The 24,842-nt window shown below is 65.3% G+C and carries 26 protein-coding genes; 16 read left to right on the top strand and 10 right to left on the bottom strand.

Features of this window, described 5'->3' with window-relative positions; translation table 11 throughout:
- The first annotated feature begins 254 nt into the window (after positions 1-254).
- The 14 genes from AC1Q5P_RS15810 to AC1Q5P_RS15745 all read left to right on the top strand — a co-directional run bounded on the left by AC1Q5P_RS15810 (position 255) and on the right by AC1Q5P_RS15745 (position 14,022).
- A complete protein-coding gene (locus tag AC1Q5P_RS15810) occupies positions 255-1,787 on the top strand; it encodes a DEAD/DEAH box helicase (RefSeq protein ID WP_039333011.1) in 1,533 nt (510 codons plus the stop codon).
- Positions 1,788-1,859: 72 nt separating this feature from the next.
- The gene (locus AC1Q5P_RS15805) at positions 1,860-2,570 is read left to right on the top strand and encodes a sterol desaturase family protein (protein WP_062342427.1); all 711 of its coding nucleotides are present in this window, start codon (positions 1,860-1,862) and stop codon (positions 2,568-2,570) included.
- Entirely contained in the window at positions 2,567-2,995 is a 429-nt protein-coding gene (locus AC1Q5P_RS15800) for a DUF2141 domain-containing protein (protein ID WP_039333014.1), read from the top strand. The genes AC1Q5P_RS15805 and AC1Q5P_RS15800 overlap by 4 nt, the downstream gene beginning before the upstream one ends.
- Positions 2,995-4,254: an MFS transporter gene (locus AC1Q5P_RS15795; protein ID WP_492519449.1), complete on the top strand. Its 1,260-nt coding sequence runs from the start codon at positions 2,995-2,997 to the stop codon at positions 4,252-4,254. Before AC1Q5P_RS15800 ends, AC1Q5P_RS15795 begins: the two co-directional genes overlap by 1 nt.
- A 19-nt stretch (positions 4,255-4,273) precedes the next feature.
- Positions 4,274-5,146 carry an HpcH/HpaI aldolase/citrate lyase family protein gene (locus AC1Q5P_RS15790; protein WP_492519448.1) on the top strand — a complete coding sequence of 291 codons (873 nt, stop codon included), beginning with the start codon at positions 4,274-4,276 and terminating at the stop codon, positions 5,144-5,146.
- Positions 5,147-5,235: 89 nt separating this feature from the next.
- Entirely contained in the window at positions 5,236-6,585 is a 1,350-nt protein-coding gene (locus tag AC1Q5P_RS15785) for a PAS domain-containing protein (protein WP_492519447.1), read from the top strand.
- A gap of 56 nt (positions 6,586-6,641) precedes the next feature.
- Positions 6,642-7,598 carry an alpha/beta hydrolase gene (locus AC1Q5P_RS15780; RefSeq protein ID WP_492519446.1) on the top strand — a complete coding sequence of 319 codons (957 nt, stop codon included), beginning with the start codon at positions 6,642-6,644 and terminating at the stop codon, positions 7,596-7,598.
- 10 nt (positions 7,599-7,608) lie between these two features.
- Entirely contained in the window at positions 7,609-8,988 is a 1,380-nt protein-coding gene (locus tag AC1Q5P_RS15775; protein ID WP_492519445.1) for a M48 family metalloprotease, read from the top strand.
- A gap of 10 nt (positions 8,989-8,998) precedes the next feature.
- On the top strand, positions 8,999-9,796 hold the full coding sequence (locus tag AC1Q5P_RS15770; protein ID WP_492519444.1) for a DsbA family protein: 798 nt from the start codon (positions 8,999-9,001) through the stop codon (positions 9,794-9,796).
- Positions 9,797-9,854: 58 nt separating this feature from the next.
- Positions 9,855-11,012, top strand: a complete 1,158-nt coding sequence (locus AC1Q5P_RS15765; protein ID WP_492519443.1) for a sensor histidine kinase — start codon at positions 9,855-9,857, stop codon at positions 11,010-11,012.
- Between the two features lie 111 nt (positions 11,013-11,123).
- On the top strand, positions 11,124-11,921 hold the full coding sequence (locus AC1Q5P_RS15760) for a LytR/AlgR family response regulator transcription factor (RefSeq protein ID WP_039333025.1): 798 nt from the start codon (positions 11,124-11,126) through the stop codon (positions 11,919-11,921).
- 120 nt (positions 11,922-12,041) lie between these two features.
- The gene (nadC, locus tag AC1Q5P_RS15755) at positions 12,042-12,908 is read left to right on the top strand and encodes a carboxylating nicotinate-nucleotide diphosphorylase (RefSeq protein ID WP_492519442.1); all 867 of its coding nucleotides are present in this window, start codon (positions 12,042-12,044) and stop codon (positions 12,906-12,908) included.
- A 12-nt stretch (positions 12,909-12,920) separates the two neighbouring features.
- Positions 12,921-13,313 carry a hypothetical protein gene (locus AC1Q5P_RS15750; RefSeq protein ID WP_492519441.1) on the top strand — a complete coding sequence of 131 codons (393 nt, stop codon included), beginning with the start codon at positions 12,921-12,923 and terminating at the stop codon, positions 13,311-13,313.
- 4 nt (positions 13,314-13,317) lie between these two features.
- Complete coding sequence (locus tag AC1Q5P_RS15745; RefSeq protein ID WP_492519440.1) at positions 13,318-14,022, top strand: ribonuclease T2; 705 nt, start codon at positions 13,318-13,320, stop codon at positions 14,020-14,022.
- Here AC1Q5P_RS15745 and AC1Q5P_RS15740 read toward each other — a convergent pair.
- Positions 14,019-14,474: a nucleoside deaminase gene (locus AC1Q5P_RS15740; protein ID WP_193827444.1), complete on the bottom strand. Its 456-nt coding sequence runs from the start codon at positions 14,472-14,474 to the stop codon at positions 14,019-14,021. The genes AC1Q5P_RS15745 and AC1Q5P_RS15740 overlap by 4 nt on opposite strands.
- Positions 14,475-14,594: 120 nt before the next feature.
- On the opposite strand from AC1Q5P_RS15740, the gene rpmB reads away from it, so the two are divergent.
- Positions 14,595-14,879 carry a 50S ribosomal protein L28 gene (gene rpmB / locus AC1Q5P_RS15735; protein WP_039333029.1) on the top strand — a complete coding sequence of 95 codons (285 nt, stop codon included), beginning with the start codon at positions 14,595-14,597 and terminating at the stop codon, positions 14,877-14,879.
- A 74-nt stretch (positions 14,880-14,953) separates the two neighbouring features.
- On the opposite strand, the gene AC1Q5P_RS15730 is transcribed toward rpmB, so the two are convergent.
- The 5 genes from AC1Q5P_RS15730 to AC1Q5P_RS15710 form a co-directional block, all read right to left on the bottom strand.
- Positions 14,954-15,946, bottom strand: coding sequence for an esterase-like activity of phytase family protein (locus AC1Q5P_RS15730; RefSeq protein WP_492519439.1), 993 nt, complete (start codon positions 15,944-15,946; stop codon positions 14,954-14,956).
- Between the two features lie 61 nt (positions 15,947-16,007).
- The gene (msrB, locus tag AC1Q5P_RS15725; protein ID WP_039333031.1) at positions 16,008-16,502 is read right to left on the bottom strand and encodes a peptide-methionine (R)-S-oxide reductase MsrB; all 495 of its coding nucleotides are present in this window, start codon (positions 16,500-16,502) and stop codon (positions 16,008-16,010) included.
- Between the two features lie 145 nt (positions 16,503-16,647).
- The gene (locus AC1Q5P_RS15720; protein ID WP_062342408.1) at positions 16,648-17,985 is read right to left on the bottom strand and encodes a cytochrome P450; all 1,338 of its coding nucleotides are present in this window, start codon (positions 17,983-17,985) and stop codon (positions 16,648-16,650) included.
- A gap of 77 nt (positions 17,986-18,062) precedes the next feature.
- A complete protein-coding gene (locus tag AC1Q5P_RS15715) occupies positions 18,063-19,292 on the bottom strand; it encodes an ABC transporter permease (protein ID WP_492519438.1) in 1,230 nt (409 codons plus the stop codon).
- On the bottom strand, positions 19,289-20,278 hold the full coding sequence (locus tag AC1Q5P_RS15710; RefSeq protein ID WP_492519437.1) for an ABC transporter ATP-binding protein: 990 nt from the start codon (positions 20,276-20,278) through the stop codon (positions 19,289-19,291). Before AC1Q5P_RS15710 ends, AC1Q5P_RS15715 begins: the two co-directional genes overlap by 4 nt.
- Before the next feature lie 124 nt (positions 20,279-20,402).
- Between AC1Q5P_RS15710 and queG the strand changes: the two genes are divergently transcribed.
- Positions 20,403-21,434 carry a tRNA epoxyqueuosine(34) reductase QueG gene (gene queG / locus AC1Q5P_RS15705; protein WP_492519464.1) on the top strand — a complete coding sequence of 344 codons (1,032 nt, stop codon included), beginning with the start codon at positions 20,403-20,405 and terminating at the stop codon, positions 21,432-21,434.
- Here queG and AC1Q5P_RS15700 read toward each other — a convergent pair.
- The 4 genes from AC1Q5P_RS15700 to modA form a co-directional block, all read right to left on the bottom strand.
- Complete coding sequence (locus AC1Q5P_RS15700; RefSeq protein WP_492519436.1) at positions 21,431-22,657, bottom strand: NAD(P)/FAD-dependent oxidoreductase; 1,227 nt, start codon at positions 22,655-22,657, stop codon at positions 21,431-21,433. The genes queG and AC1Q5P_RS15700 overlap by 4 nt on opposite strands.
- Before the next feature lie 100 nt (positions 22,658-22,757).
- On the bottom strand, positions 22,758-23,366 hold the full coding sequence (locus AC1Q5P_RS15695) for a molybdenum ABC transporter ATP-binding protein (RefSeq protein WP_039333043.1): 609 nt from the start codon (positions 23,364-23,366) through the stop codon (positions 22,758-22,760).
- On the bottom strand, positions 23,356-24,042 hold the full coding sequence (gene modB, locus AC1Q5P_RS15690; RefSeq protein ID WP_062342396.1) for a molybdate ABC transporter permease subunit: 687 nt from the start codon (positions 24,040-24,042) through the stop codon (positions 23,356-23,358). The genes AC1Q5P_RS15695 and modB overlap by 11 nt, the downstream gene beginning before the upstream one ends.
- Positions 24,039-24,812: a molybdate ABC transporter substrate-binding protein gene (modA, locus tag AC1Q5P_RS15685; protein ID WP_492519435.1), complete on the bottom strand. Its 774-nt coding sequence runs from the start codon at positions 24,810-24,812 to the stop codon at positions 24,039-24,041. Before modA ends, modB begins: the two co-directional genes overlap by 4 nt.
- Positions 24,813-24,842: the final 30 nt, after the last annotated feature.

The raw sequence follows: 24,842 nt of genomic DNA, 5'->3' as shown, positions 1-24,842 counted from the left end.
GCTTTAACGGGAAGTGCTGCCTATGTGCACCGCAGCAAGACCGGTGGCGGGCAACCCGCTGCAGTCCGGATGCTGGCGTGAGATTTCGCTGAAACGGCAGAAATCCGCTCCGGACGAACGGTTGTTGCCCCGCCCGCTTCCCCTTTCACGCATGGGTCGCATGATCGACCCCGCTCGTGCCCTTCAGGCGCGTGCGCCCAGCGAATTCAACTCGCGCGTCGGCCCTGCGCCGATGCGCCCACGAAAGCATATTCATGTCATTCTTCGCCGAACTCGGCCTTGCCGAACCCATTCTCCGCGCCCTTGAAACCAAGGGCTACAACGATCCCACGCCAATCCAGCGCCAGGCCATCCCGGCCCTGCTGCAGGGCCGTGACCTGCTTGGCATCGCGCAGACCGGGACCGGCAAGACCGCCGCGTTCTCGCTGCCTTCGCTGCACCGGCTTGCCGCCAACCCGCAGCCGCGTAAGCCGGCCTCGTGCCGCATGCTGGTGCTCTCGCCGACGCGCGAACTGGCCGCACAGATCGCTGACAACATGAAGGGCTATGCCCGCAATCTCAACATGTCGGTCGACTGCGTGTTCGGCGGCGTGCCGGTGGGCAAGCAGGCCCGCCGTCTTGTGCCGGGCGTCGACATTCTCGTCGCCACACCGGGCCGCCTGCTCGACCTGATCGACCAGCGCGCGCTGACGCTTGGCCGCACCGAAATCTTCGTGCTCGACGAAGCCGACCAGATGATGGACCTCGGCTTCATCCACGCGCTGAAGCGCGTGGCCAACCTGCTGCCCAAGACCCGCCAGAGCCTGTTCTTCTCGGCCACGATGCCCAAGGCCATCGAAGATCTGGGCAAGCAGTTCATCGTCAATCCGGTGCGCGTCGAAGTCGCCCCGAACTCGACCACGGCCGAGCGGGTCGAGCAGTACGTGACCTTCATCAACCAGGCCGAGAAGCAGGCCTTGCTGACGCTGCGCATCCGTGCGCTGCTGGCATCGAAGGAACTGGACCGCGCGCTGGTGTTCACCCGCACCAAGCACGGCGCCGACCGCGTGGTGCGCCACCTTTCGTCCGCCGGGATCGATGCTCGCGCCATCCACGGCAACAAGAGCCAGGCGCAGCGCACTGCCGCGCTCGAGGCTTTCCGTCAGGGTTCGTGCCCGGTGCTGGTCGCCACCGACATCGCCGCGCGTGGCATCGACGTTTCGGGTGTGAGCCACGTGTTCAACTTCGAACTGCCCAATGTGCCCGAACAGTACGTCCACCGCATCGGCCGCACCGCGCGTGCCGGCGCTGATGGCATTGCCATCAGCTTCTGTGCGCCGGACGAGAAGCCCTACCTCAAGGACATCGAGAAGCTGACCCGGGTCAAGATCGACACCATGGGCCTGCCCGAGAATTTCATGGCCGAAGCCGCCAAGCTGCCTGCACCGAGCCGCAAGCCTGCGGAAATGGAGCAGGATGCCCGCCGTGACGCGCGCGATGCACGCGGTAATGGCGGTCGTGGTGCCGGCGGTCAGGGTCGCGGCGGCGAAGGTCGTGGTGGGCAGAACCGCAACAGCCAGGCCCACGGTGGCCGCGCGCAAGGCCGGGACGGGCGCCCGCGCGATGTCTCGCCGCGTCAGGAGCGTCGTGACGGCGGTGCTGCCGATCGTGGTCCGGTGCGCAATCCGGTGCTCGAAGCCACTCTCAACGGTGGCGAGCGCGAGGACGGCAACAAGCCGCGTCGCTTCCGTCCGCGCGGTGCGCCGGGCGTCGGTGCGCACAAGCACAAGGTTCGCCGCGCGAGCTGATCTGCGGAAGGCTCGGCCCTGCCCCAAGGCAGGGCTGTCCTCCGCCTCAAAAGCTTGGCATAGGGACGCGCAATGGACAGCGTTCTAGCCTCGGCGATTGCCATGACCGTGATCGTCGCGGTGCGCTATCTGATCACCAGCGGAATGTTCGCCTGGGCGACGCACAAGGTGCGGCCGGGGCATTATGCTGGCCTTGAAAAGCAGATCCGTTCGGAGATCACCTGGAGCCTCGCCACCGCCGCAATCTACGGCGTGCCGGCCGGCGTGGTCGCGTGGGGCTGGCAGCAGCGCGGATGGACCAGGATCTATGCCGACCCGCTGGCCTATCCGCTGTGGTGGATGCCGGTCTCGCTGCTGCTTTACCTCTTCATCCATGACACCTGGTTCTACTGGACGCATCGCTGGATGCATCGTCCGCAGGTGTTCCGGCGCATCCATGCCATCCATCATGCCAGCCGCCCGCCCACGGCATGGGCCGCCATGAACTTCCATCCAATCGAGGCGGCAATCGTCTCGCTGCTGATTCCGGCGCTGGTCTTCGTCATCCCGATCCATGTCGGGATGCTCGGGCTGGTGCTGCTGGTGATGACCGTGATGGGCGTGACCAATCACATGGGCTGGGAGATGTTCCCCCGCTGGCTCGTTCATTCTGGCGCAGGGAACTGGCTGATAACGGCGAGCCATCACCATCGTCATCATGAACTCTATCGCTGCAACTACGGTCTCTATTTCCGTTTCTGGGACCGGCTGTGCGGCACAGACAAGGGACTGTCCGCACCATGAAGCGCGCCTTACTCCTTCTGCCATTTCTTCTCGCCGGAAATGCCCCTGCGCCGACAAGCATCACGGTCGACATCAATGGCCTGCGCAATGCCAAGGGCATGATCTGGCTGTGCATGAGCGCAAACCCCAAGCTGTTCCCGGAAGGATGCGACAAGGACCCCAATCGCCGCACCGCGTCGATCCGGGCAGACCAGCCCGGCCCGCTGGTGATCCGCGACGTGATGCCGGGGCGCTATGCCATCGTTCTCCTGCATGACGAGAATGGGAACAAGAAGATGGACAAGACGCTGTTCCTGCCGAAGGAAGGTTTCGGCTTCTCGCGCGATGCGCCGGTCAAGATGTCGGCGCCCAAGTTCGAGGCGGCGGCCTTTGACGTTACCGGCGGCGCACCTGTCCGCATGAAGATGAAGGTCCGATACCTGTAGTGCCAGCCGCTTCTGCCAAGCCTGTCCATGGAAGTCCCCTAGCACCGTTCCGTTACCCCGCATTCCGGGCAATCTGGACGGCCAACCTGTTCTCCAACATCGGCTCGATGATCCAGTCGGTGGGCGCGGCATGGCTGATGACCGAGCTGACCACCAGCCACGTGCTGGTGGCGCTGGTTCAGGCCTCGGCAACGATCCCGATCCTCCTGCTGGGCGTATTCGCGGGCGCCGTTGCCGACAACTACGATCGCCGCCGGGTGATGCTCGCGGCACAAACCGGCATGCTGATCGTGTCCTCGGTGCTGGCCGTGCTCGCCTATACCGGCAATGTCGGGCCATTCTCCTTGCTGGCGCTCACGTTGATGGTGGGTATGGGTACGGCGCTGAACGGCCCCGCATGGCAAGCGTCGGTGCGGCTGCAGGTGGGGCGACAAGACCTGCCGCAAGCAATCTCGCTCAATGCGATCTCGTTCAATCTGGCAAGGAGCGTCGGGCCAGCGCTCGGCGGGATACTCATCTCGCTGTGGGACACGAGCCTTGCCTTTGCGCTCAACGCAATCAGCTATCTCGGCATGATCGTGGTGCTGTCGCGCTGGCGGCCCGAATCGCTGCCGCCGATGCGCGAGCCGATGTTGGCCGCCATCGGCCGGGGCGTGCGGTTCTGCGCGTCGTCCTCGCCGATCCGCAAGGTGCTGCTGCGCGGTCTGGCCATCGGCTTTGGCGCGGCAGGCCTGCAGGCACTGATGCCGAGCGTGGCGCGCGACATGCTCAAGGGCAGCGAGCTTGATTACGGCATGATGCTGGGCGGGTTCGGCATCGGTTCGATCGTGACGGCACTGTTCGTCTCCAAAGTGCGGCAACGGCTTGGCAGCGAGACCGTGGTGACCGGGGCGACGCTGATATTCGCCTGCGCGCAATTGCTGATGGCTTCGGCCACGGGCATCCCGATGGCCGTGCTCGCCGCTTTCGTGGGTGGCATGGGTTGGGCCAGCGCAATGACCAGCCTCAACGTGGCGATGCAGTTGCGCAGTCCGGAAGACATTCTCGGCCGCTGCCTGTCGATCTATCAGGCGGTGACCTTCGGCGGCATGGCGCTGGGCGCGTGGTGCTGGGGCTCGGTGGCCGATCTTGCCAGCTTGCCGACCGCACTTCATGCCGCAGCGGCGTGGCTGGTGCTTTCACTTGCCATGCACTTTTTTGCGCCTATGCCGACGCGCGAGGAGGGGCGGCTGGACGCTGTCCCTGCGCCAAAGCGCTAGAAGTCCGAAGGTTCTTGCCATGATCGACGCCCGCCCCTTGCGCTCGCTTCTCTACATGCCGGCCAGCAATGCCCGGGCGATGGCCAAGGCGCGCAGCCTCGATTGCGATGCAGTGTGCCTCGATCTGGAAGACGCGGTGGCGCCCGAAGCCAAGGCCGAAGCGCGCGCGGCGCTGGTTGCCGAGGTGCAGGCAGGAGGCTTCAGTCATCGCCGACTGATCGCGCGGATCAACGGCCTGTCGACGCCATGGGGGCATGACGATCTCGCTGCGCTGGCACAGGCTCCGGTCGAGGCAGTGCTCGCTCCGAAGGTCGATGACGCTGCCGACGTGCAGGCACTTTCGGCCGGGATGGACGCTGCCGGCTTCGCGCCCGATGTCAAACTGTGGGTAATGGTCGAGACGCCGCGCGCCGTTTTGGCACTGGAGCGGATTGCCGATTGCGCAAGAGTCACGCGGCTTGCAGGCTTCGTGCTGGGGCTCAACGATCTCGCCAAGGATAGCGGCATTGCCCAGTTGCCGGGGCGCATGGCCTTCCTGCCGGTGCTGACCATGGCCGTCCTGGCGGCGCGGGCCAATGGCCTCGTGATCCTCGACGGCGTGTGCAACGCAATCGAGGATACCGCGCGGCTCGAAGCCGAATGCGTGCAGGCGCGCGAGTCGGGATTTGATGGAAAGACGCTGATTCACCCGGCGCAACTTGCCACGTGCAACCGTGTGTTCGCACCGAGCGAAGCCGATATCGCCGAAGCGGAGTCCATCGTCGCGGCCTTTGCCGACCCGGCAAATGTCGGCAAGGGCGCGCTGCGCCTCAACGGGAAAATGGTGGAATTACTGCACCTTGCCCAAGCCGAAAAGGTATTGGCCACCGCCGCCGCCATCGCTGCGCGTTAACCCCGTATAAGCTCCACTGGCGCAACTTAAGCACTTCTTCACGAAGTTGCGCCAGACCAGTCCTCAATCAAGGGGACCAGGTGAGCCTGATGGATACTTTGCGTGGATTTGATCGTGACGCCGCCGAGGCCGAACTCGACCTCTCCGGTTTCGAGGACGACGTTCCGAGCGAGCCGCCGCCGCCGGTGGTGGGGCAGGACGAGCGCCGCATGCAGGTGCGCGCCTACAACTACTGGGCCGGCCTGCTCGGCGAACATTCGTTCCCGCTGGTCACCCCGCTCCTCTCGGGCACTTATCCGGACTTTGCCGACAACCTCGTGCTGCTGCACTTCGACGAGGGGATCGAGGACCCGGCGATTGCCTTTCTCGGCGCCAGGCTGGCCGACGAGTGCGGCACGGAAAGCTCGATCACCCGCCTGAGCCAGGTGCCCGGCCGCTCGCTGCTGTCACGCATCACCGACCACTACATGCAGATCATCGCCAATCAGGCGCCGATCGGCTTCGAGGCCGAGTTCGTGAACCACTTTGGCCGCACGATCCTCTACCGTGGCATCCTGCTGCCGTTCTCGTCGGACGGCACGCGGATCGACTACATCATGGGTGCGATCAACTGGAAGGAACTGGCCGACCAGGCGACGACCGACGAGTTGCTGCTGGAAATCGGGCAAGCGCTCGATTCGGCGCCGATCAAGAGCCAACCGCGCCGTCCGCTGATCGAGCCGACCGATGCCTGGGCCGATGGCCCCACCTCGCTTGATGCCGATATCTTCCCTGAGCCCGCCTTCGGGCTCGACGACGATATCCTGCCACTGCCCGCAGGCGCGCCTGCCGATGAACCGGAAGCCCTGGCCGATTGGCTCGCCTCTGCGCGCGAACTGGCCCTCGTGGCCAATTCGAGCGAAGACCGCACTCGCAGCGCGCTTTATGCCGCGATCGGGCGGGCCTGGGACTTCGCCCTTGCAGCGCAGGCAGAACCGGAAGAGTTTGCCGAACTGCTCGAAGACGCAGGGCTGACCATGCAGGAGCGCGCGCCGATGACGCCGGTGGTCAAGCTGGTGTTCGGCGCCGACTACGACAAGACGCGCCTCACCGAGTACGCCACCGCGCTGACCCATGCGCAGCGCATCGGCCTCGGCCGGGGTGAGCTGGGCGCCTACCTCTCCGAAGCCGCTGGTGGCCTCAAGGGCGTGATCAATGCCGAGCGCCGCCTGCGCCGCGAGGAAGCCGGCAAGGCGCTCGCCAGGCGCGGCCCTGAAGCGCTTGCGCAGTCGCTGCGCGCGCTGCCGGCACGCAAGGTCACCGAGATCGCGCCACCCGAAGGCGAGGAATTCGCGCTGGTGGTGGTGCGTCGCCTCGAGAGCGGCGAGATTGTCGCTCTTGGCGAGGTGCACGATGACGCGGCCCTGTTCGAACGTGCAGCGCGCCATCTGATCGGCTGACAGACTGCACCTGCAGGTGCCTTGCGCAATGGCGGCAGCCTGCTAGCCAGTGCCCCATGGCACGGACGGTGAAGGGCAGGCGGCGCATGGGTTGGATCGGCTGGGCGGCGCTTTGCTTCGTCCTGCTCGGATTGGCCGGCTATGCCGCCTACAGCCATGCCATGCGGAATAATGCTGTTGCCGTGCTGGACGGTGCCGACAAGCTGCTCAACGGTGGCGATGGCGCGATCCAGCTGGTCGCGGCCGAGCGCTATGGCAAGAATCCGGCGCAGAAGCTCGAGATGTTCGTGCCGCAAGGCGCCAAGGGCGCGCTGCCGATCGTGGTGTTCGTGCATGGCGGCAGCTGGGCGAGCGGCGATCCCCACGACTATCGCTTCATTGCGCGGACGCTGTGCGCGCAGGGCTATGCGGTCGTGCTGGCGGGTTACCGGCTCTATCCGCAGGCGAAGTTTCCCGGCATGCTGGAGGACGGCGCGGCGGCGCTGCGCTGGGTGCAGGACAATGCCGCCAGGTATGGTGGCGATCCGGCGCGCATGGCGCTGATGGGGCATTCGGCCGGGGCCTACAACGTGGTCATGCTCACGCTTGATCCGCAGTGGCTGAAGGGCGTGGGGCTGGACACGCAGGCGATCCGCGGGACGGTCTCGCTCGCTGGACCGTTCGATTTCCTGCCCCTCGATTCCCCGGCAACCATCAACAGCTTCGGCGGTGCGCCTGATCTTTCCAGAACCCAGCCGGTCAACTTCGCGCGCAAGGACGCCCCGCCGCTCCTGCTGGTGACGGGCGATGCTGATACCCGGGTCAAGCCGCGCAATTCGCAGGCGCTCGCCCAGCGACTGACCGAAGCAGGCGCGCCGAACCAGCCGGTCCTGCTCGAGGGTGTCTCCCATGAAGGCATCATCATGATGTTCGCGCGCCCGTTCTCGCGCGATACCCGCGCGCTTGACGCAGTGCTGCCGTTCCTCGCCAAGGTCACGGCACCTTCAGTTGCCGTTCAGGCGCCGGGTCGATAGTCCAGGCGTCGTGACGGTCCGAATCCCCGCCCTGCTCCTCTCGCGCCTGCTCGCGCTGGTCGCCGCGCTGTCGCTCTGCATCCAGCCAGCGTCTGCGCAATCGGTGCTGCGCGATGCGGAAACCGAGGCGCTGTTCCGCGATGCCTCTGCCCCGATCTTCAAGGCGGCGGGGTTCAACCCCAAGGCGATCGATCTGGTCCTGCTGAACGACGGGTCCATCAACGCCTTCGTTGCCGGAGGACAGGCGATCTATATCCATTCGGGGCTGATAAGCGCGGCTGACAACGTCAACGAACTGCAGGGCGTGATCGCGCACGAACTGGGCCACATCACCGGCGGCCACATCATCCGGTACAACGAGGGGCTCAAGCCGGCCACCGGCATCACCGTGCTTTCGCTGCTGCTCGGCGGTCTGGCCGCTGCGGCAGGTTCGCCCGACGCGGCGCTGGGCGTGTTCATGGCCGGGCAGCAGGCCGCGCTGGGCAAGTTCCTCGCCTTCAGCCGCGCGCAGGAAAGCTCGGCAGACGCAGCGGGCGCAAAATTCCTTTCCGACGCCGGTATTTCCGGGCGCGGTTCGATCGAGTTCTTCAAGAAGCTGCAGAACCAGGAATTCCGTTACGGCTATAATGCCAGCAAGAATCCGGACGCGGAGTTCTACAGCACGCACCCGATGACGTCCGACCGCCTGACCACGCTCCAGGATGTCTACGAGAAGGACCCGGCGTGGAACACCCCGCCCCCGGCCGAGCTGCAGGCGCGGTTCCAGCGGGTCAAGGCCAAGCTCAACGGCTATCTGGCCGAGCCGCAGGACACGCTGCGCGCCTACCCCGATTACATGACCGACATTCCCGCGCGCTATGCCCGCGCCTATGCCTTCCACAAGGAGGCTTATGTCGACAAGGCTTTGGCGGAGACCAGGGCGCTGATCGCCAGCGATCCGGACAATCCCTATTTTCTCGAGCTGGAAGGACAGATCCTGCTCGAATCCGGTCGCCCCGCGGATGCCGTGGCGCCGCTGCGCAAGGCTACGCAACTGACCGGCAACGAGCCATTGATCGCCACCACCTTTGGCCACGCCCTGATCGCCACCGAGGACAAGGACAATTTCGCCGAAGCCGAAAAGGTGCTGAAGACTTCGGCCTCGCGCGACCGGGACAATCCCTTCACCTGGTACCAGCTCGGCGTGGTCTACGAAGCCAAGGGCGACATTCCCCGCGCGCGCCTTGCCAGTGCCGAACAGCAGCTGATGAACATGCGGCTGGCCGAAGCCGTACGCAGCGCCGAGGCCGCCGAGGCCGCACTGCCCAAGGGCACGCCCGACTGGCTACGCGCGCAGGACATTGCGATGTCGGCGCGGGCAATGATGGAACGCCAGAAGAAATCGCGCTAGGCACCAGACAATGTCAGATACAAAGCCCCGCCGCATAGGCGCCTTCGCCGCCTTCGCCCTGCTCCTTGCCGCAGGCGGGGCAGCTGGAGGATGGTGGTACGCCCACCGCGACGCCGATACTGCGTCAGACGACGACGCAGACCTTGAAGCCTCGCTGGCGAGCGCAGGAATCAATGGCAAGGAACGCGCCGCGATCGAAGGACTGGTGCGGTCTTATATCCTCGAACACCCCGAGGTCCTGCCGGAGGCGATGGAGCGGCTGCAGCAGCGCGAGGCGGCAGCGCAGATCGGTCCGATGCGCGGCGCGCTTGAAACACCCTTCCCCGGTGCGGTCATGGGCAATCCCGACGGCAAGGTCACGCTGGTGGAGTTCACCGACTTTGCCTGCACCTATTGCCGGCAGAGCGTGAAGACCCTGGACGCGCTGATCGCGAAGAACCCCGACTTGCGCGTGGTCGTACGCGAACTGCCGATCATCGCACCCGAAAGCGCGCCCGCCGCGCGCATGGCGCTGGCGGCGGCAGCGCAGGGCAAGTATCCCGCCTATCACAAGGCAATGTTCGAGGGCGCCCGGCCTTCGGATGCCAGCATCACCGCTGCGGCGACCGCGGCGGGGCTCGACCTCGCCTCAGCACGCACCTTTGCAGCCCGGCCCGATGTCGAGGAAGAGCTCAAGCGCAACCTTCAGCTGGCCCGCCAGCTTGGCATCAACGGGACGCCCGCGTGGGTGATCGGCGAACAGCTGGTTCACGGCGCAGTTCCGCAGGAAGACCTGCAGGCTGCCATCGATGCGGCACGCAAGAGCTGAGGCGGAAGTAACAGGGGCGGGCTAGCCTAGCCCGCTCCGAACGGTTACAAACCTTTTCATGGCAGCCTTGCCGTTCAGACCGACGCCGTTCTTCGGCAACAAGAACAGAGCCTTCTGGCGCCTGCAGTTCATGGGCTGGGGCGGCGCGATGCTGCTGCGTGCGATGTCGTCCATCGCCAATGCGCAGCCGTGGTCGTTCCTCGTCATCGTCGTCATCGCCACGATTACCGGCTTCTCGATCTCGCTGATCCTGTCGGTAATCTACCGCGCGCTGATCAACCGGCGGCCGATTGTCACCTGGGGCGTGACTGCCATCGCGATGTCGGTGGCGGTCGGTCTTTACGCCTTCATCGATTCGTGGGTCATCAGCCTCTACCGGCAAGGCGGCGATGCCAGTTTCGCGCAGCTGTTCCTCGGGGTGTTTTACCTCGACCTCACGCTCGTGATCTCGTGGACCGGGCTGTATTACGCGATCAACTTCTTCCTGCAGGTGGAAGAGCAGAACGACCAGCTGATGCGGCTGGAGGCACAGGCAACCTCGGCCCAGCTGGCCATGCTGCGCTACCAGCTCAACCCGCACTTCTTGTTCAACACGCTCAATTCGATTTCCACGCTGGTCCTGCTCAAGCAGACCGAACCGGCAAACGCGATGCTTTCGCGCCTGTCCTCGTTCCTGCGCTACACGCTGGTCAACGAGCCGACCGCGCGGGTGACCGTTGCCCAGGAAATCGAGACATTGAAGCTCTACCTCGATATCGAACGCATGCGCTTCGAGGAGCGCCTGCGCACCGAGTTCCGCATCGATGATGCCGTCCGCAATGGCCTGATGCCTTCGCTGCTGCTGCAACCGCTGGTCGAGAATGCCATCAAGTATGCGGTCAGCCCGATGGAGTACGGCGCGGAAATCACCGTCGAGGCGCAACTCGTCGGCCCGATGCTGCGGGTCACCGTGTCGGACACCGGGCCGGGCTTGCCACCGGGCACCGATCCTTCAAGCGTGTTCGGCGTGAGCAGTGACAGCACCGGGATCGGTCTTGCCAACATCCGCGACCGTCTGGTCCAGGCCTATGGCGAGAACCAGCGCTTTGACGTCTCAAACCGCCCGGAAGGGGGTTTTCAGGTCGTGCTCGAACTGCCGTTCGAAGCAAAGGCAGAGCCCGTACAGGCCATGCCCGTCCGACGCCCGATCGGGGTCGGCATGGGGGTTGGTGCATGATCTCGGGAACCGACTGCCACTTTACCCGTCCTGCCATCAGGCAGACTCCAACGGGGGACCGTTTCGGGGGCGCAACGTGATCCAAGTCTGGACAAGACCCAAGGGAACCGCATGACGATCCGCACGATCCTCGTCGACGACGAGAAACTGGCCATTCAGGGGCTGCAGCTCCGGCTTCAGGCCTTCCCCGATGTCGAAGTGATCGACACCTGTTCGAACGGCCGCGAGGCCATCCGCAAGATCAAGACCGAAAAACCCGACCTCGTCTTCTGCGACATCCAGATGCCCGGCTTTGACGGCTTCTCGGTGGTCAAGGGCGTGATGGAAATCGACCCGCCGCTGTTCGTGTTCGTGACCGCTTATTCCGAGCACGCGATCAAGGCGTTCGAAGCCAATGCCGTCGACTACCTGCTCAAGCCGGTTGAGGAAGACCGTCTTGCCGACGCACTGGACCGCGCGCGCACGCGTCTGTCCGAGAAGCGCGGCCGCGAAGAAGCCGAGAAGCTCAAGACCGTGCTCGCCGAAGTGGCGCCCGATGCCATGCCGGAGATCGAGGACGAGGGCGAGCCCGTTGCCGGCCGCTTCGAGAAGCTCATCAACATCAAGGACCGTGGCAAGATCTTCCGCGTCGATGTCGACACGATCGAGCGCATCGAGGCTGCGGGCGACTACATGTGCATCTACACCGGCGACAATTCGCTGATCCTGCGCGAGACGATGAAGGACTTGGAGCGTCGCCTCGATCCCCGCGTGTTCCAGCGCGTGCACCGCTCCAAGATCGTCAACCTCGATCAGGTGCGCCAGGTCAAGCCGCATACCAACGGCGAATGCTTCCTTGTCTTGGAAAGTGGTGCCGAGGTGAAGGTATCGCGCTCCTACCGCGACGTGGTGGCGCGTTTCGTTCACTGACCAAATTCGCCTCACACTTCCGCTCATGCTGAGCTTGTCGAAGCATGCCCGAGCCGGTAGCTGCGAAGGACGTGCCTGCCTCGCGTCCTTCGACAGGCTCAGGACGAGCGGAGTGCTTTGATGCAAGAATTTCTCATCCCCGGCTTTGATCTCGAAGCCTTCGTCACCGCAACGCTCGCCGAGGATCTTGGCGAAGGCTTGCCTGGCGGCGGGCATGACGTGACCAGCGAAAGCGTGATTCCGGCCGATGCGCGCTTTTCCGGCGTGATGGACAGCCGCGACGCGATAACGGTGTGCGGCTTGCCGATTGCCGCCGCATTCTTCCGCGCGCTCGATCCTGCCATGAAGATCGAAATTCTCGTCGCAGAAGGCGCGCAGGTTTCGCCCGGCTCCGACCTGATGCGGCTCGAAGGCAATGCCCGTGCGATGCTGACGGCAGAGCGCAGTGCGCTCAACACCGTCCAGCACCTTTCGGGCATTGCCACGCTCACCCGCCAGTACGTTGATGCCATGGGCGAGACGAACGCGAAATTGCTCGATACCCGCAAGACCATTCCCGGCCTGCGCCTCCTCGAAAAGTACGCCGTGCGCACCGGTGGCGGCACCAATCATCGCATGGGCCTGTGGGACGCGGCGATGATCAAGGACAACCACGTACTCGTCGCAGGTGGCGTGGCCGAAGCCGTGCGCCGCGCGCTGTCTGCAGGGGTCAAGGACGTGATCTGCGAGGTCGATCATATCGACCAGATCGAACCCGCTCTCGATGCCGGCGCAACCCGCCTGCTGCTCGACAACATGGGACCAGACCGCTTGCGCGAAGCCGTGGCGCTGGTTGCCGGCCGCGTCCCATGCGAGGCTTCGGGCGGGGTGCGGCTTGACACCATCGGCGCGATTGCCGCCTCGGGCGTGGATTACGTATCGGTCGGCCGCCTGACGCAGAGCGCGCCCGCCGCCGACATCGGCCTCGACTTCACGCCAATCGCCTGAACGGAACCCCAGATGCGCCCCGCCACCATCCGCGCCTTTGAAATCAGCGTGATCGCCAGCCAGCTGATCCGTATCGTCAACATCGTTGCCAATGCCGGCGCGATGGCAGCAGCGCTGGAGGTCGGCAGCAATGAGTTGCTGATCGGGCCGTTTGCCAACGCGCTGGTCGCCATCGGTCTTGCGCTCGCAGTTTCTCGCGGCCGGTTTGCGATAGCGCGCTGGTTTCTTGCCGCCGTGATCGCGCTCGACGTGCTGGGCCTGGGCGGAATTCCGGCCGTGGCGACCATGATCGGCGTTCCCTTCGCGATCTTCTCGGTCATCGCCATCCTGCTGATGATTGCCGCAGGCGTACTGATGTTCCTGCCGGCATCGACGGCGTGGCTGAAGCAGGACAAGGCTGGCTGAGACAATGCGATCACGCATCGCGGCGATTGCCTTCGGCCTCACCGCCACTCCTGCCCTCGCGCAAGGCTGGCAATGCCAGGTGCCACCGCAGATCAGCGTACCCGCCCTACCCGAGCCTGACGCGCCGCCGCGCATCGTGCCAACGACCGGCTACACGCTCGCCATAAGCTGGTCGCCCGAGTTCTGCCGCACACGCAAGCTCGATCCCGCCCATGCCACCCAGTGTTCGGGCAGGCAGGGACGCTTCGGCTTCGTGCTCCACGGACTGTGGCCAGATGGCAAGGGCGGCAAGTATCCGCAGTACTGCCCCTCGCGCCTGCGGCCGGATGCGCAGGTCCTGCGCCGCAACTTCTGCACCACGCCCTCGGCCGACCTGATGATGCACGAGTGGGCCAAGCATGGCACCTGCATGGGGATTACCCCTGCGGAGTACTTCGACCAGGGCCGCGCGCTGTTCCAGGGTCTGGAGTTTCCCGACATGGCCCGTCTCTCGCGCACCGAGGGGCTGGACGTGGGCAAGGTCAAGCAGGCGCTGGTCATCGCCAATCCGCGCCTCCGGCCGGAAATGATCCGCCTGCTGCTGGGTCGCGATGGCTGGCTGCGCGAGGTGCACCTGTGCCATTCGCGCAAGCTCAAGCCCATGCGCTGCCCGATCGGCAACAGCGGCCCGGCAGATGCCGAGCCGGTGAAGATCTGGCGCTCTTTCTAGCGCCGCTCGCGGAAGAACCGGCGCAGCATCTCGGCCGCTTCATCCTCGCCCATGCCGGAATAGACTTCGGGCCGGTGCAGGCAGGTGGGCTGTTCGAACACGCGCGCGCCGTGCTCCACCGCGCCGCCCTTGGGATCGCTGGCGGCGTAGTAGACCCGTGCGATGCGGGCGTGGGCAATGGCCCCTGCACACATCGCGCAGGGCTCGAGGCTCACCCACAGGTCACAACCTTCGAGCCGCTCCTGCCCGAGCGCCGCAGCCGCAGCCCGAATCGCCAGCACTTCGGCATGGGCGGTGGGGTCGCAGAGTGTGCGCGGCTGGTTATGGGCCGCAGCGATGACCTTGCCGTCGTTGACGACCACCGCACCGATCGGCACTTCGCCCTCATCGGCAGCAATACGGGCTTCCGCAAAGGCCAGTCGCATCGGTTCAGGCAGGGGCCAGCGGATCATGGTGCGGGGTATAAGGAGCAGATTGCTGCTTTCAAACTCCGAATCCTTGACTTCGCCCGGTGAATCGATAAGAGCCGCGCCTTCCCGATAGGTATTATCGAACACAAGCGAGTTTTAGCCATGTCGCGTATCTGCGAACTGACCGGTAAGGGCCGCCAAGTCGGTCACAACGTAAGCCACGCCAACAACAAGACCAAGCGTCTGTTCCTGCCCAACCTGCAGAACGTCACGCTGATGAGCGAGAAGCTGGAGCGCAGCTTCAAGTTCCGCGTTTCGACGCATGGTCTGCGTTCGGTCGAACACAACGGCGGTCTCGACAACTGGCTGCTCAAGCAGTCGGACACCAAGCTCTCGACGCGCGCCCTCAAGGTGAAGCGCGAGCTGGTCAAGGCGAACGCCGCCTAATCTTTCTGCCCGCAAGGGTTTGAAAATCGAAGGCCCCCTTTCCCTAACCGGATCGGGGGCTTTTGCTGTACCTGCTATCGGGCGGAAAGCGTCGCCGGATCGAACCAGAGCCTCAGCAGCCGTGTCTGCTGGAACGTCGAGGCGTTGGCGTCGGAGACCAGCCAGAGTGACAGCCCGTCCGTGCCAGGCGTCAGCGCCATCCCTTCCCAGTTCTCGCGCATGGCTGGTCCTTCGAGGCGGGCCAGTTCCGTGGTCGGCAGTGGCCGCCGGGGATCGAGGCGCGAGAGATCGGCCAGCACGATTCGCGCCGAGAAGCCGGGTGGTGAAAAGCCCAGCTTGCGCACAAGGATGAGCAGCCTGCCATCCGGCAGCGGCACAGCGTCCACCGGATCAAACGCCGCAGGGACGATGAATCCGAACTTTTGCGCCTTCGACAGTCCCGGACGACCTTTGAACAACAGCCCGAGATGAAGCCCGCCCCGACCGGTGCCGCAGGATTCGCACAGTATGATCCAGCGGCCATTGGGCAGGCGGGCCATCGCCTCGGCCCCGCCATTGCGCGGCCAGTCCCGCGTTTCGTTCACCGGGATGAGATTGGTGGCACCGGTGCCGGGGTCCGTCCGGACCACGCGCCAATCGTCTTCCAGCCCGGTCCAGAGGCTGCCATCGGCAGAATCACGCACGACACTTTCGGTATCGAAGCCAACGCTGGTGTGTCCATCGGGCCAGCGCTGCACCACCATGTTCGGCATCGATGAGGTGAAGGCGCCGGGCGTCAGCGACAAGGGGATCGAAAGCGTGCGGTTGCGGTCGCTGATGGCAAGCAGTCCGCCATCTTGCGGCACCAGCGCCGAATAGCCGCCGAAGCGGTGGTCCGCCCCTTCCAGCAACCAGGCCTGTTGCAGAATGAAGGGGCCAAGCTGCTTCCGCTCCGCCGCGGGGATACCCGGCATGAGGTCAGTGACGACAACCCGTCGGTCGAACGTGAAGGGGTCCTTGCGCTGCGTTGCCCAGACCAGCACGGCCAACGGCAGCAGGACGAGGAAGGTGAAGAGTTTGCGACGCACCGGCATGCCGTGGGCATCGCGCCCAGCACCGTCAATCGCGAAATATGCTCAGGTCCTGCAATCAGGCAGGGCGGAACTTCAGCGCATCGCCGTTGATGCAATAGCGCAGCCCCGTGGGCGCAGGGCCGTCGTCAAAGACATGGCCGAGATGGCCGCCGCATTGCGTACAGTGGACTTCGGTACGGACCATTCCCAGCGAACGGTCGGAACTGGTCGCCACGCCCTTGGGCAAGGGCTTCCAGAAGCTGGGCCAGCCGGTCCCGCTATCGAACTTGGTGGCGGACGAGAACAGCGGATGGCCATCGGCCGCGCAGACGAAGGTGCCCTTGCGATGCTCTTTCAGCAGTGGCGACGTAAAGGGGCGTTCCGTGCCTTCCTCGCGCAGGATGTAGAACTGTTCTGCCGTCAGGACACGGCGCCATTCGGCCTCGCTCTTCATGATCGGGAACGTGCCCTTGGCCGCAGGCTTGGCACTGCAGGCGCTGGCAAAGGGCAGGACCGAGCCTGCGGCGAGGAAAGCCATGAAGCTGCGACGTGAGGTTGACTGGGCGATCATCTGCAAACCTTCCGGTGTCCTGCCGATGGGAGAGAGGGTGTTACCTCGGGGGCGGAGTGCCCACCGGCAGGACTTGGGCCATGCTAGCCTGGTCCTGCCTGCTCCATCGTGACGCAGGTCATAGCACGACGACCTGTATCCGCGATTACCGCTTTTCGAGCACGACCTCGAGCTTGCGGAAGCCGTGGACGAAGTTGGCGCGAACGCGCTCCACTGCGCCAGCCACGCGCACCTGCATCCGCCGCTCGTGCATTTCCTCGAGCAGGATGCGCAGTTGCAATTCCGCCAGACGCGCGCCGACGCAGCGGTGCACGCCATAGCCGAAGGACAGGTGCCGCCGCGCATTGTCGCGATCGACGATCAGCTTGTCGGCGTTCTCGAACACGCTCTCGTCGCGGTTGGCCGAAATGTACCACAGGATCAGCTTCTCGCCGGCCTTGATCTGCTGGCCAAACAGGTCGGCATCGGCCGTCGCCGTGCGTCGCATGTGCGCCAGCGGGGTGACATAGCGGATGCATTCCTGCACCGCGTTGGGGATCAGCGAAGGATCGCGGGCGAGCAGGTCACGCTGGTCGGGGAACTGGTCGAGCGCGTGGACGATGCCTGACATCGTGTTGCGCGTGGTATCGTTGCCGCCGACGATCAGCAGCACGAGGTTGCCCATGAACTCCTGCGGGCTCATGTGGTTCATTGCCTCGGAATGGATCATCATCGAGATGAGATCGCCAGAGGGCTCGGCGCGCATGCGTTCGCCCCACAGGCGCTGGAAATAGTGCGCCATCTCGCCAAGGAAGCCGAAACGCATGTCGGACAGTTCGCGGGCGAGGATCAGTTCGACGTCACCGGCCCAGTCCGACCAGAACGTCAGCAATCGGCGATCCTTCCACGGGAAGCCGAACAGCAGCGCCAGCATGCCGGTGGTCAGTTCGATCGAGACCTTGTCGACCCAGTCGAACTTCTCGCCCCACGGCAGCGAATCGAGCACCTCGCCGGTGCGCTGGCGGATCTCCCGCTCCATCTCGACCATCTTGGCCGGGGTAAAGGCGGGGGCGACAGTGCGGCGCTGGCCGGTATGCTCGGGCCGGTCCATGGCGATGAACATCGGCAGCTGCCGTTCGGCCAGCAGCGCAGGATCGGTATCTGCCGGGGGATCGCCGATGGTGATGCCGCCATGCTTCCATGACGAGGAATAGAGTTCGGGAAGCGATTCGACATGCTGGATCGCCTTGTGGTTCACCACGTTCCAGTAGGCACCGTAGGGCGATTCGGGGATGAAGTTGACCGGTGCTTGCGCACGCATCTCTGCAAAGATCGGCTGCCAGCGATCCTCGACATAGATGTCCGATCGGCTGACATCCCACTTGTGATTGTGGACCGGGGCGCCTTGCGGGTTCTCCTTGAGCCAGGCGGTGAACGCCTCGATCGCGGTGGGAGAGCTGCGGTAGGTGAACTGCTGGGCTTCGGGTGCAAGCTGCGTGGCCATGGCTATCCTCCGGAACGGCCGCACGTTGCCCGCACGGTCCTCGTCACTTTGGTAGCTTGCCACAACCTACACGGGTGTCAATAAGCTTTGCGCCTGAACCGTGCGAACACGCCGCCCCTGACCTTGCCGCGCGCCGGGCCTGACTTCATCACCGTCCGGCGGAACAGCTGTCCCCCGGCCCGCACGATCACGACAACCCAGAACGCCTGCCACAGCAGCGCAAGGACGTGCGGCCACACCTCGGGCTGTTGCGCGGCGCGCGCCAGCATGGCGTAGGGCGAACTGACCGGGAAGATTATCGAAAGCCATTCCACCCACGTGCCCGGCATCGTCAGCGCATAGCTCGAAAAGAAGAACACCATCAGCTGGAACATCGAGACGGGCATCGAAAGCGTCTGCACCTCCCGCACCGTGGCCGCCATGCCGCCGATCGACAGGAACAGCGATCCCATCAGCAGATAGGCCATCGCGAAGTAGAGGAAGCCGAGAACCAGGAACAGCGGCCAGCCGACTGCCGGGGCGGACAGGCTGGGCAGGCTTTCAGAACCGGCCAGCACGATCGCGCCGATGGCCGTACCCCACACGGCAATGCCGACAAGGCTGACGGCAAGCATGGCAAAGAGCTTGCCCATGAACAGGGCGTCCATCGGGATGGCCGCAGCCAGCACCTCGATGATCTTGTTGCCCTTTTCCTCGACAAGGTTGGACAGGACCATGCCCGCCAGCAGCATGGTCAGCAGGAACAGCAGAACCTGAGCGCCCTGTGCCGTGTAGATCTGGCCGGTGCGGACCTTTGCAATCGACGTGTTGACCTCCTCGACCTGCACGTCCGGATAGGCCGTTGGCGCCTCGGCGCGGGCGCGCGCGGCAAGGTTGGAAACAAGGCCGACCCACTGGCGTGCACGGTCGGCGGTTGCGGTCAGGGTCGGTCCATCGAGCGTCCCGCCGACCACCGCAGTCACCTCGCGGTTGCCATCGGCAAGGGCGCTCCGGGCATCGAAGGCCTTTCCTGGCGCGGCGGCGGCAAGCTCGATCATGTCGGGCAGGCCACCGGCCATTCGCCCGTCCAGTTCTTCGCGCGCGGCCATCATGCGCCTGTTGTCCTCCGCGCTCATGGCAAGGCCGATGGTCGGCCGCTCGACGTTCTGCTGGACCTTGGCGCCAATGTTTCCGGCAAGGCCACCCACGACAAGCGGGAAAGCCGGGCCGATCAGGAAGAAGATGAAGGTCTTGGAGAACACCACCGCGACGAAATCGCGCCGGGCGATGACCAGCGCGCAGCGCAGCTTTTCGGCGAATCCGCTCACCGCGCCTCTCCTTCGCTTTCCTCGAGCGCCTTGGCCGCTGCCTCGCCGGCGATGGCAACGAAGGCATCGTGCAGCCCCGCCCGCTCGATCGACAGGCTGAGAATGCCGGCATCGCCTTCGATCAGCGCGCGCAGCAGTGGCTCGACACCGGTTTCGGGCAGTGTGAAATACCAGAACGCGCCTTCGTGCCGCACGTCGACGGGGAGCGCGGCGCGCCAAGGCCCATCCTGCGCACGCGTTTCGAGCCGGACCTGCGGGCGCAGGCGGTCGCGGGCCAGGTCTACCGGTCCTGTGAAGGGCACCTTGCCGCCGGCGATGATCGCAATCCTGTCGCACAGGCGCTCGGCATGGGCGATGACGTGGGTCGAGAAAATCACCGTGGTGCCGCCGGCCGCCAGCGCGCGAATCATGCGTTCGAGCTTGCCTTGGTTGAGGGCGTCAAGCCCTGAGAAGGGCTCGTCCAGCACGACGAGATCGGGCTTGTGGACGAGCGTGCCGAGCAGCTGGACGGTCTGCGCCATGCCTTTCGACATCTGCCGGATCTGGCGATCGGCCGCATAGCCAAGACCATGTTCTTCCAGCAATTCGCGCCCGCGGCGGCGTCCCTCCTTGAGCGGCACGCCGCGCAGGGCGGCGAGGAAGCCGATTGCCTCGTATGCCTTCATCGCGGGATAGAGGCCGCGTTCCTCCGGCAGGTATCCGATGCGCCGGGCGACCTCGGTCGGGCGTTCGTGGCCCAGCACGCGGCGATAGCCCGCGTCCGGATCGATGATGCCCAGCAACATGCGCAGCGTCGTGGTCTTGCCGGCGCCGTTGGGGCCGAGAATGCCATAGATCGCGCCCTTGGGCACGGATATGTCCACGCCATCGACAGCCGTGAAACCGTCGAAGCGCTTGATAAGACCCCGCGCCTCGATGGCGAGTTCCTCTCCGGCACTGTCAACCGCGTTGCCAGCCACCGGCCATTCCCCTAGCTCGATCTTCATGGGTCATCGCCCTAGCGATAGGCGATGAACGAGCAGGGCAGCAAGTGTGGTTAACTCAAGTCCAACTCTCGAAGGCAGAGAGGCAACTCCCGGGGGCAGAGGGGCAACTCCCGGCAGCGAACGCCTGACTCTCGAGGGCAAACTGGCAGCGGAAGCCACGCGCCTGGGCTTTGCCGCCTGCGGCATCGCGCCTGCCCATGACGACCCCCTCAGAGCGGCCCGACTCGAACAGTGGCTGGGCGAGGGATGCCACGGATCGATGGAGTGGATGGAAACCCGGCTTCATCATCGCCGAGGGCCGCAATCCCTGTGGCCCGATGCGAGAAGCGTGATCGCGCTGGGGATGAGCTACGCCCCGGCGGCGGACCCCCGCGCGCTGGAGGCGCACCCGGAGCGCGGGCGCATTTCGGTCTATGCCCAGGGCGGCGATTATCATGACGTTGTGAAGCGCAATCTCAAGGCACTGGCGCGCTGGCTGGTGGCCGAGGTGCCGGGGGCCGAGGTCAAGGTCTTCGTCGATACCGCGCCGGTGATGGAAAAGCCGCTGGGGCAGGCAGCGGGGATCGGGTGGCAGGGCAAGCATACCAACCTCGTCAGCCGGACCCATGGTTCGTGGCTGTTTCTGGGCGCGATCTACACCACGCTGGACCTGACGCCCGATGCACCGCATGCCGACCGCTGCGGATCGTGCACGGCGTGCCAGACAGCCTGCCCGACGAATGCTTTTCCCAGGCCCTATCAACTGGATGCGCGGCGGTGCATTTCCTACCTGACGATCGAGCACAAGGGGCCGGTGGCGGAGGAATTCCGCGAGGCGCTGGGCAACCGCATCTATGGCTGTGACGATTGCCTTGCGGCCTGTCCGTGGAACAGCTTTGCGAGGGCCGCGCAGGCCAACCGGGCGTTCCTGCCCCGCGCCGAACTGACCGCGCCGAAGCTCAAGGAACTGCTGGCGCTGGACGATGCCACGTTCCGGCAGGTGTTCAGCGGCAGTCCGATCAAGCGGATCGGGCGGGACCGGATGGTGCGCAATTGCCTTTATGCGGCGGGCAACAGCGGCGAGCGGGCATTGCTCCCCGCGGTGACAGCCCTTGCCGACGATCCCGACCCGGCGGTGGCAGATGCCGCCCGCTGGGCCGTGGCCCGTTTGGCCTAGAGCATGTCCTTGAGCGGCACGCTGGCGTCGGCGAGCTGTTCAGGTGCGATCTGGGCGCGGGCTTCGACCAGCTTCTTGCCCTGCACGTAGTCCTTGACCATGTTCACGCAATCGAGCGCGATGACCTTGCCGTTCTTGAGGTAGACCACCGAGAACGAGCGCGTGGCCGGATCGCCGCGCAGCACGGCGTTGTCATGTCCGGTGGAGAGGCCGACCGTCTGCAGGCGCAGGTCATACTGGTTGGACCAGAACCACGGCGTCGCCTTGTAGGGCGCTTCGGTGCCGCAGATGCACTTGGCAACGGTGGTGGCCATGTCATTGGCGTTCTGGACGGATTCGAGGCGGATCACGGCGCCGTCGGCGAAGTCGTTCGAGTGAGCCGCGCAATCGCCGATCGCATAGACATCGGGCAGCGAGGTGCGGCACAGTTCGTCGACATCGACGCCGTTTCCGCCTGAAGCGCCAGCAGCCAGCAGCGGGCCGACGCACGGGACGATGCCGATGCCGACAATGACGATATCGGCCGGGATGACCGACCCGTCCTGCATCTTCACGCCGGTCGCCTTGACGCCATCGCCTTCGATGCAATCCATCGCCGCGCCGGTGCGCAGATCGACGCCATGGGCGCGGTGTTCGGCCTGGTAGAATTCGGACAGCGCTTCACCGGCGACGCGCGCAAGCACGCGCGGCAGGGCTTCGAGCAGGGTGACCGAAACGTCGAACTTGGTCAGCACGGCGGCAGCTTCGAGGCCGATATAGCCTCCGCCGACGACCACGGCGCGCTTGGCTCCGGCGTCCAGCTCCGCCATCAGCCGGTCGGCATCTTCCTTGGTGCGGACGGCGTGGACGCCCTTGAGGTCTGCCCCCATGCAGGACAGGCGGCGCGGATCGCCGCCAGTGGCCCAGATCAGCTTGCCGTAGCCGATCTCGCTGCCATCGCCGAGCTTCACTGTGTGTGCGGCGGGATCGAGCGAGACGACTTCGGCGCCGAGCTTCATCTCGACGGCCTTGTCCTCCCAGAACTGTGCCGGGCGGATGCAGATGCGCTCGAAGGTCTTTTCGCGCGCGAGGTATTCCTTGGACAGCGGCGGACGCTCGTAGGGAATTTCCGGCTCGCGCCCGATCACAAGGATGCGGCCTTCAAAGCCGTTCTGGCGCAGCGCGATCGCGGCCTGCGCGCCGCCGTGCCCGGCACCCACGATGATGACGTCTGCCTGTTCCATTGCGAATCCTCCCGGCTGTTGCGAGGGCGTTTGGCCAAAAGCCCGCGTTCGTCAACTGACAGACGCGGAAAAGTCCGTTTCAGCCAACCGATTGCCCGGATCAGATTTCGACGATCGCCCCGGCGAGCCGTTCGACTTCTGCGCGATCATGGCTGACGTAGAGGATGGGCAAACCCACTTCGTCGCGCAGGCGCTCGATGGTGCGCATGATCTCTTCGCGGCGGGCGCGGTCAAGCGAGGCCAACGGTTCGTCCATCAGCAGGAAGCGCGGGTTGGACAGCAGTGCCCGGCCGATGGCAACGCGCTGGGCTTCTCCGCCCGACAGGCTTCGTGGCCAGCGATCGAGCAGATGGGCAAGCCCGAGGAAGTCGATGACATCGGCTTGTGACATCGGTCCATCGCCACGCGCGCCATAGGCAAGATTGGCACGGACCCGCATGTGCGGGAACAGGCGCGCGTCCTGGAAGACATAGCCCGAGTGGCGCTGCTGGACGGGTATGTCGATTCCGGCGGCGCTGTCGAACAGGACTTGGCCGCCGACTACGATCCGGCCGTGATCGGGCCGCAGTAGACCGGAAACCATGTTGAGCACCGAGCTCTTGCCCGCGCCCGAAGGACCGAACAGTGCGGTCAATCCATTGGGGGCAAGGAAATTGCAGGCAACCATCGCCTTGCCCAGCCGACGCGATACCTTCACCTCAAAGGACATGGGAGCTTCTCCCCATGCGCCGGGCAAGCATCTCGGACACGACCAGCGCGATCAGCGACAGCGCCACGGACGTGGCCGCCAGCCGGGTCACCGCATCTTCACCGCCGGGTACTTGCAGGGCGCTGTAGATGGCCAGCGGCAGGGTCTGCGTTTCGCCGGGAATGTTGCTGACGAAGGTGATCGTTGCGCCGAATTCGCCGAGCGAGCGGGCAAAGCCGAGCACGGTTCCGGCAATCACGCCGGGCAGCGCGAGCGGAACAGTGATCGTGCGGAACACGCGCCAGCGCGATGCGCCCAGTGTCATCGCCGCGGCTTCTAGGCGCTGGTCGACGGCTTCGATCGACAGGCGCATGGCGCGGACCATCAAAGGCAGCGCCATGACGGCAGCGGCAAGCGCGGCCCCGGTCCAGCGGAACATGAAGGTGAGGCCGAGCGCCTGCTCCACCCACGCGCCGATCGGGCCTTGCGGTCCGAAGGCGAGCAGGAGCAGCCAGCCGGTGACGACCGGGGGCAGGACCAGCGGCAGGTGGATCAGCGCATCGAGCAGGACCTTGCCGGGAAATCGCCCTCGCGCCAGAGCCCATGCCAGAGCGAAAGCGACAGGCAGGCAGGTTGCGACCGCGACGGCGCCGACCCTGAGCGAAAGCCGGACGATCTCCAACTCTTCGGGAGTCATCGGCGCTGGCCGAACCCGCGCCGGAGAAAGATGGCGCGACCTTCGCGCGAGATCAGGAAGCGACGGAAGGCTTCGGCATCGCCATGGCGCGAGGTTGCAAGCAGGGCGACAGGGTAGGTGATCGGCTGGTGACTTGTTGCGGGGAAAGTCCCGACCACTCGCACGCGGCGCGAGGCCATGGCATCGGTCGCGTAGACGATACCGAGGGAGGCGGCGCCACGTTCAACCAGCGCGAGGGCTGCGCGGACGTTCTCGGCGGCGGCGACCTTGCCCGCGACGCCGGTCCAGACGCCCAGCCTGGTGAGCGCTTCGCGTCCGTAACGTCCGGCGGGGACGGCCGCGGGATCGGCCATGGCGAGGCGGCGGGTCCCAAGCGCCTTGGCCAGCGGAAAGTTGCGGGTGATCTGCAGGTTCAGGCGGCTTGGCAGCGGGGCAACGAGGACGAGGCGGTTCTCGGTCAGGCGGGCGCGGGTGCCGGACTTGAGCAGGGACTTGCCCTGAAGGTAGTCCATCCACTCCTCATCGGCAGAGGCGAAGAGATCGGCGCGGGCGCCCGCTTCGGCCTGACGCGCCAATGCCGATGAAGCGGCGAACGACAGGACGGGGCGCGGGTGGCCCTTCCTGGCCCAGGCGGCGGCTGCATCGGTCATCGCTTCCTGCAGGCTGGCGGCTGCGAGGACCAGCGGCCCCTTCTCCTGCGCAAGCGCCGGAGTGGCACCCGCAAGCGCGATCAGCAGGGCAAAGAGGGCGCGCAGCAGAATCGGCGGCATCACGGTTCCGGAACAAGCTATGTTCGGCTG

Source organism: Novosphingobium sp. GW835-FHT14H07 (assembly GCF_058793515.1).
This window is presented reverse-complemented; position numbering and strand designations above follow the sequence as displayed.

What these genes read in the sequence shown, in the direction of transcription:
- AC1Q5P_RS15780 (WP_492519446.1), top strand. Translation starts at nt 6,642, where the DNA reads ATGGCACGGACGGTGAAGGGCAGGCGGCGCATGGGTTGGATCGGCTGG.
- nadC (WP_492519442.1), top strand. Translation starts at nt 12,042, where the DNA reads ATGCAAGAATTTCTCATCCCCGGCTTTGATCTCGAAGCCTTCGTCACC.
- AC1Q5P_RS15740 (WP_193827444.1), bottom strand. Translation starts at nt 14,474, where the DNA reads ATGATCCGCTGGCCCCTGCCTGAACCGATGCGACTGGCCTTTGCGGAA.
- AC1Q5P_RS15700 (WP_492519436.1), bottom strand. Translation starts at nt 22,657, where the DNA reads ATGGAACAGGCAGACGTCATCATCGTGGGTGCCGGGCACGGCGGCGCG.
- rpmB (WP_039333029.1), top strand. Translation starts at nt 14,595, where the DNA reads ATGTCGCGTATCTGCGAACTGACCGGTAAGGGCCGCCAAGTCGGTCAC.
- AC1Q5P_RS15800 (WP_039333014.1), top strand. Translation starts at nt 2,567, where the DNA reads ATGAAGCGCGCCTTACTCCTTCTGCCATTTCTTCTCGCCGGAAATGCC.
- AC1Q5P_RS15750 (WP_492519441.1), top strand. Translation starts at nt 12,921, where the DNA reads ATGCGCCCCGCCACCATCCGCGCCTTTGAAATCAGCGTGATCGCCAGC.
- AC1Q5P_RS15720 (WP_062342408.1), bottom strand. Translation starts at nt 17,985, where the DNA reads ATGGCCACGCAGCTTGCACCCGAAGCCCAGCAGTTCACCTACCGCAGC.
- modB (WP_062342396.1), bottom strand. Translation starts at nt 24,042, where the DNA reads ATGACTCCCGAAGAGTTGGAGATCGTCCGGCTTTCGCTCAGGGTCGGC.
- AC1Q5P_RS15710 (WP_492519437.1), bottom strand. Translation starts at nt 20,278, where the DNA reads ATGAAGATCGAGCTAGGGGAATGGCCGGTGGCTGGCAACGCGGTTGAC.
- AC1Q5P_RS15745 (WP_492519440.1), top strand. Translation starts at nt 13,318, where the DNA reads ATGCGATCACGCATCGCGGCGATTGCCTTCGGCCTCACCGCCACTCCT.
- AC1Q5P_RS15695 (WP_039333043.1), bottom strand. Translation starts at nt 23,366, where the DNA reads ATGTCCTTTGAGGTGAAGGTATCGCGTCGGCTGGGCAAGGCGATGGTT.
- AC1Q5P_RS15770 (WP_492519444.1), top strand. Translation starts at nt 8,999, where the DNA reads ATGTCAGATACAAAGCCCCGCCGCATAGGCGCCTTCGCCGCCTTCGCC.
- modA (WP_492519435.1), bottom strand. Translation starts at nt 24,812, where the DNA reads ATGCCGCCGATTCTGCTGCGCGCCCTCTTTGCCCTGCTGATCGCGCTT.
- AC1Q5P_RS15765 (WP_492519443.1), top strand. Translation starts at nt 9,855, where the DNA reads ATGGCAGCCTTGCCGTTCAGACCGACGCCGTTCTTCGGCAACAAGAAC.
- AC1Q5P_RS15790 (WP_492519448.1), top strand. Translation starts at nt 4,274, where the DNA reads ATGATCGACGCCCGCCCCTTGCGCTCGCTTCTCTACATGCCGGCCAGC.
- AC1Q5P_RS15810 (WP_039333011.1), top strand. Translation starts at nt 255, where the DNA reads ATGTCATTCTTCGCCGAACTCGGCCTTGCCGAACCCATTCTCCGCGCC.
- AC1Q5P_RS15805 (WP_062342427.1), top strand. Translation starts at nt 1,860, where the DNA reads ATGGACAGCGTTCTAGCCTCGGCGATTGCCATGACCGTGATCGTCGCG.
- msrB (WP_039333031.1), bottom strand. Translation starts at nt 16,502, where the DNA reads ATGATCGCCCAGTCAACCTCACGTCGCAGCTTCATGGCTTTCCTCGCC.
- AC1Q5P_RS15785 (WP_492519447.1), top strand. Translation starts at nt 5,236, where the DNA reads ATGGATACTTTGCGTGGATTTGATCGTGACGCCGCCGAGGCCGAACTC.
- AC1Q5P_RS15760 (WP_039333025.1), top strand. Translation starts at nt 11,124, where the DNA reads ATGACGATCCGCACGATCCTCGTCGACGACGAGAAACTGGCCATTCAG.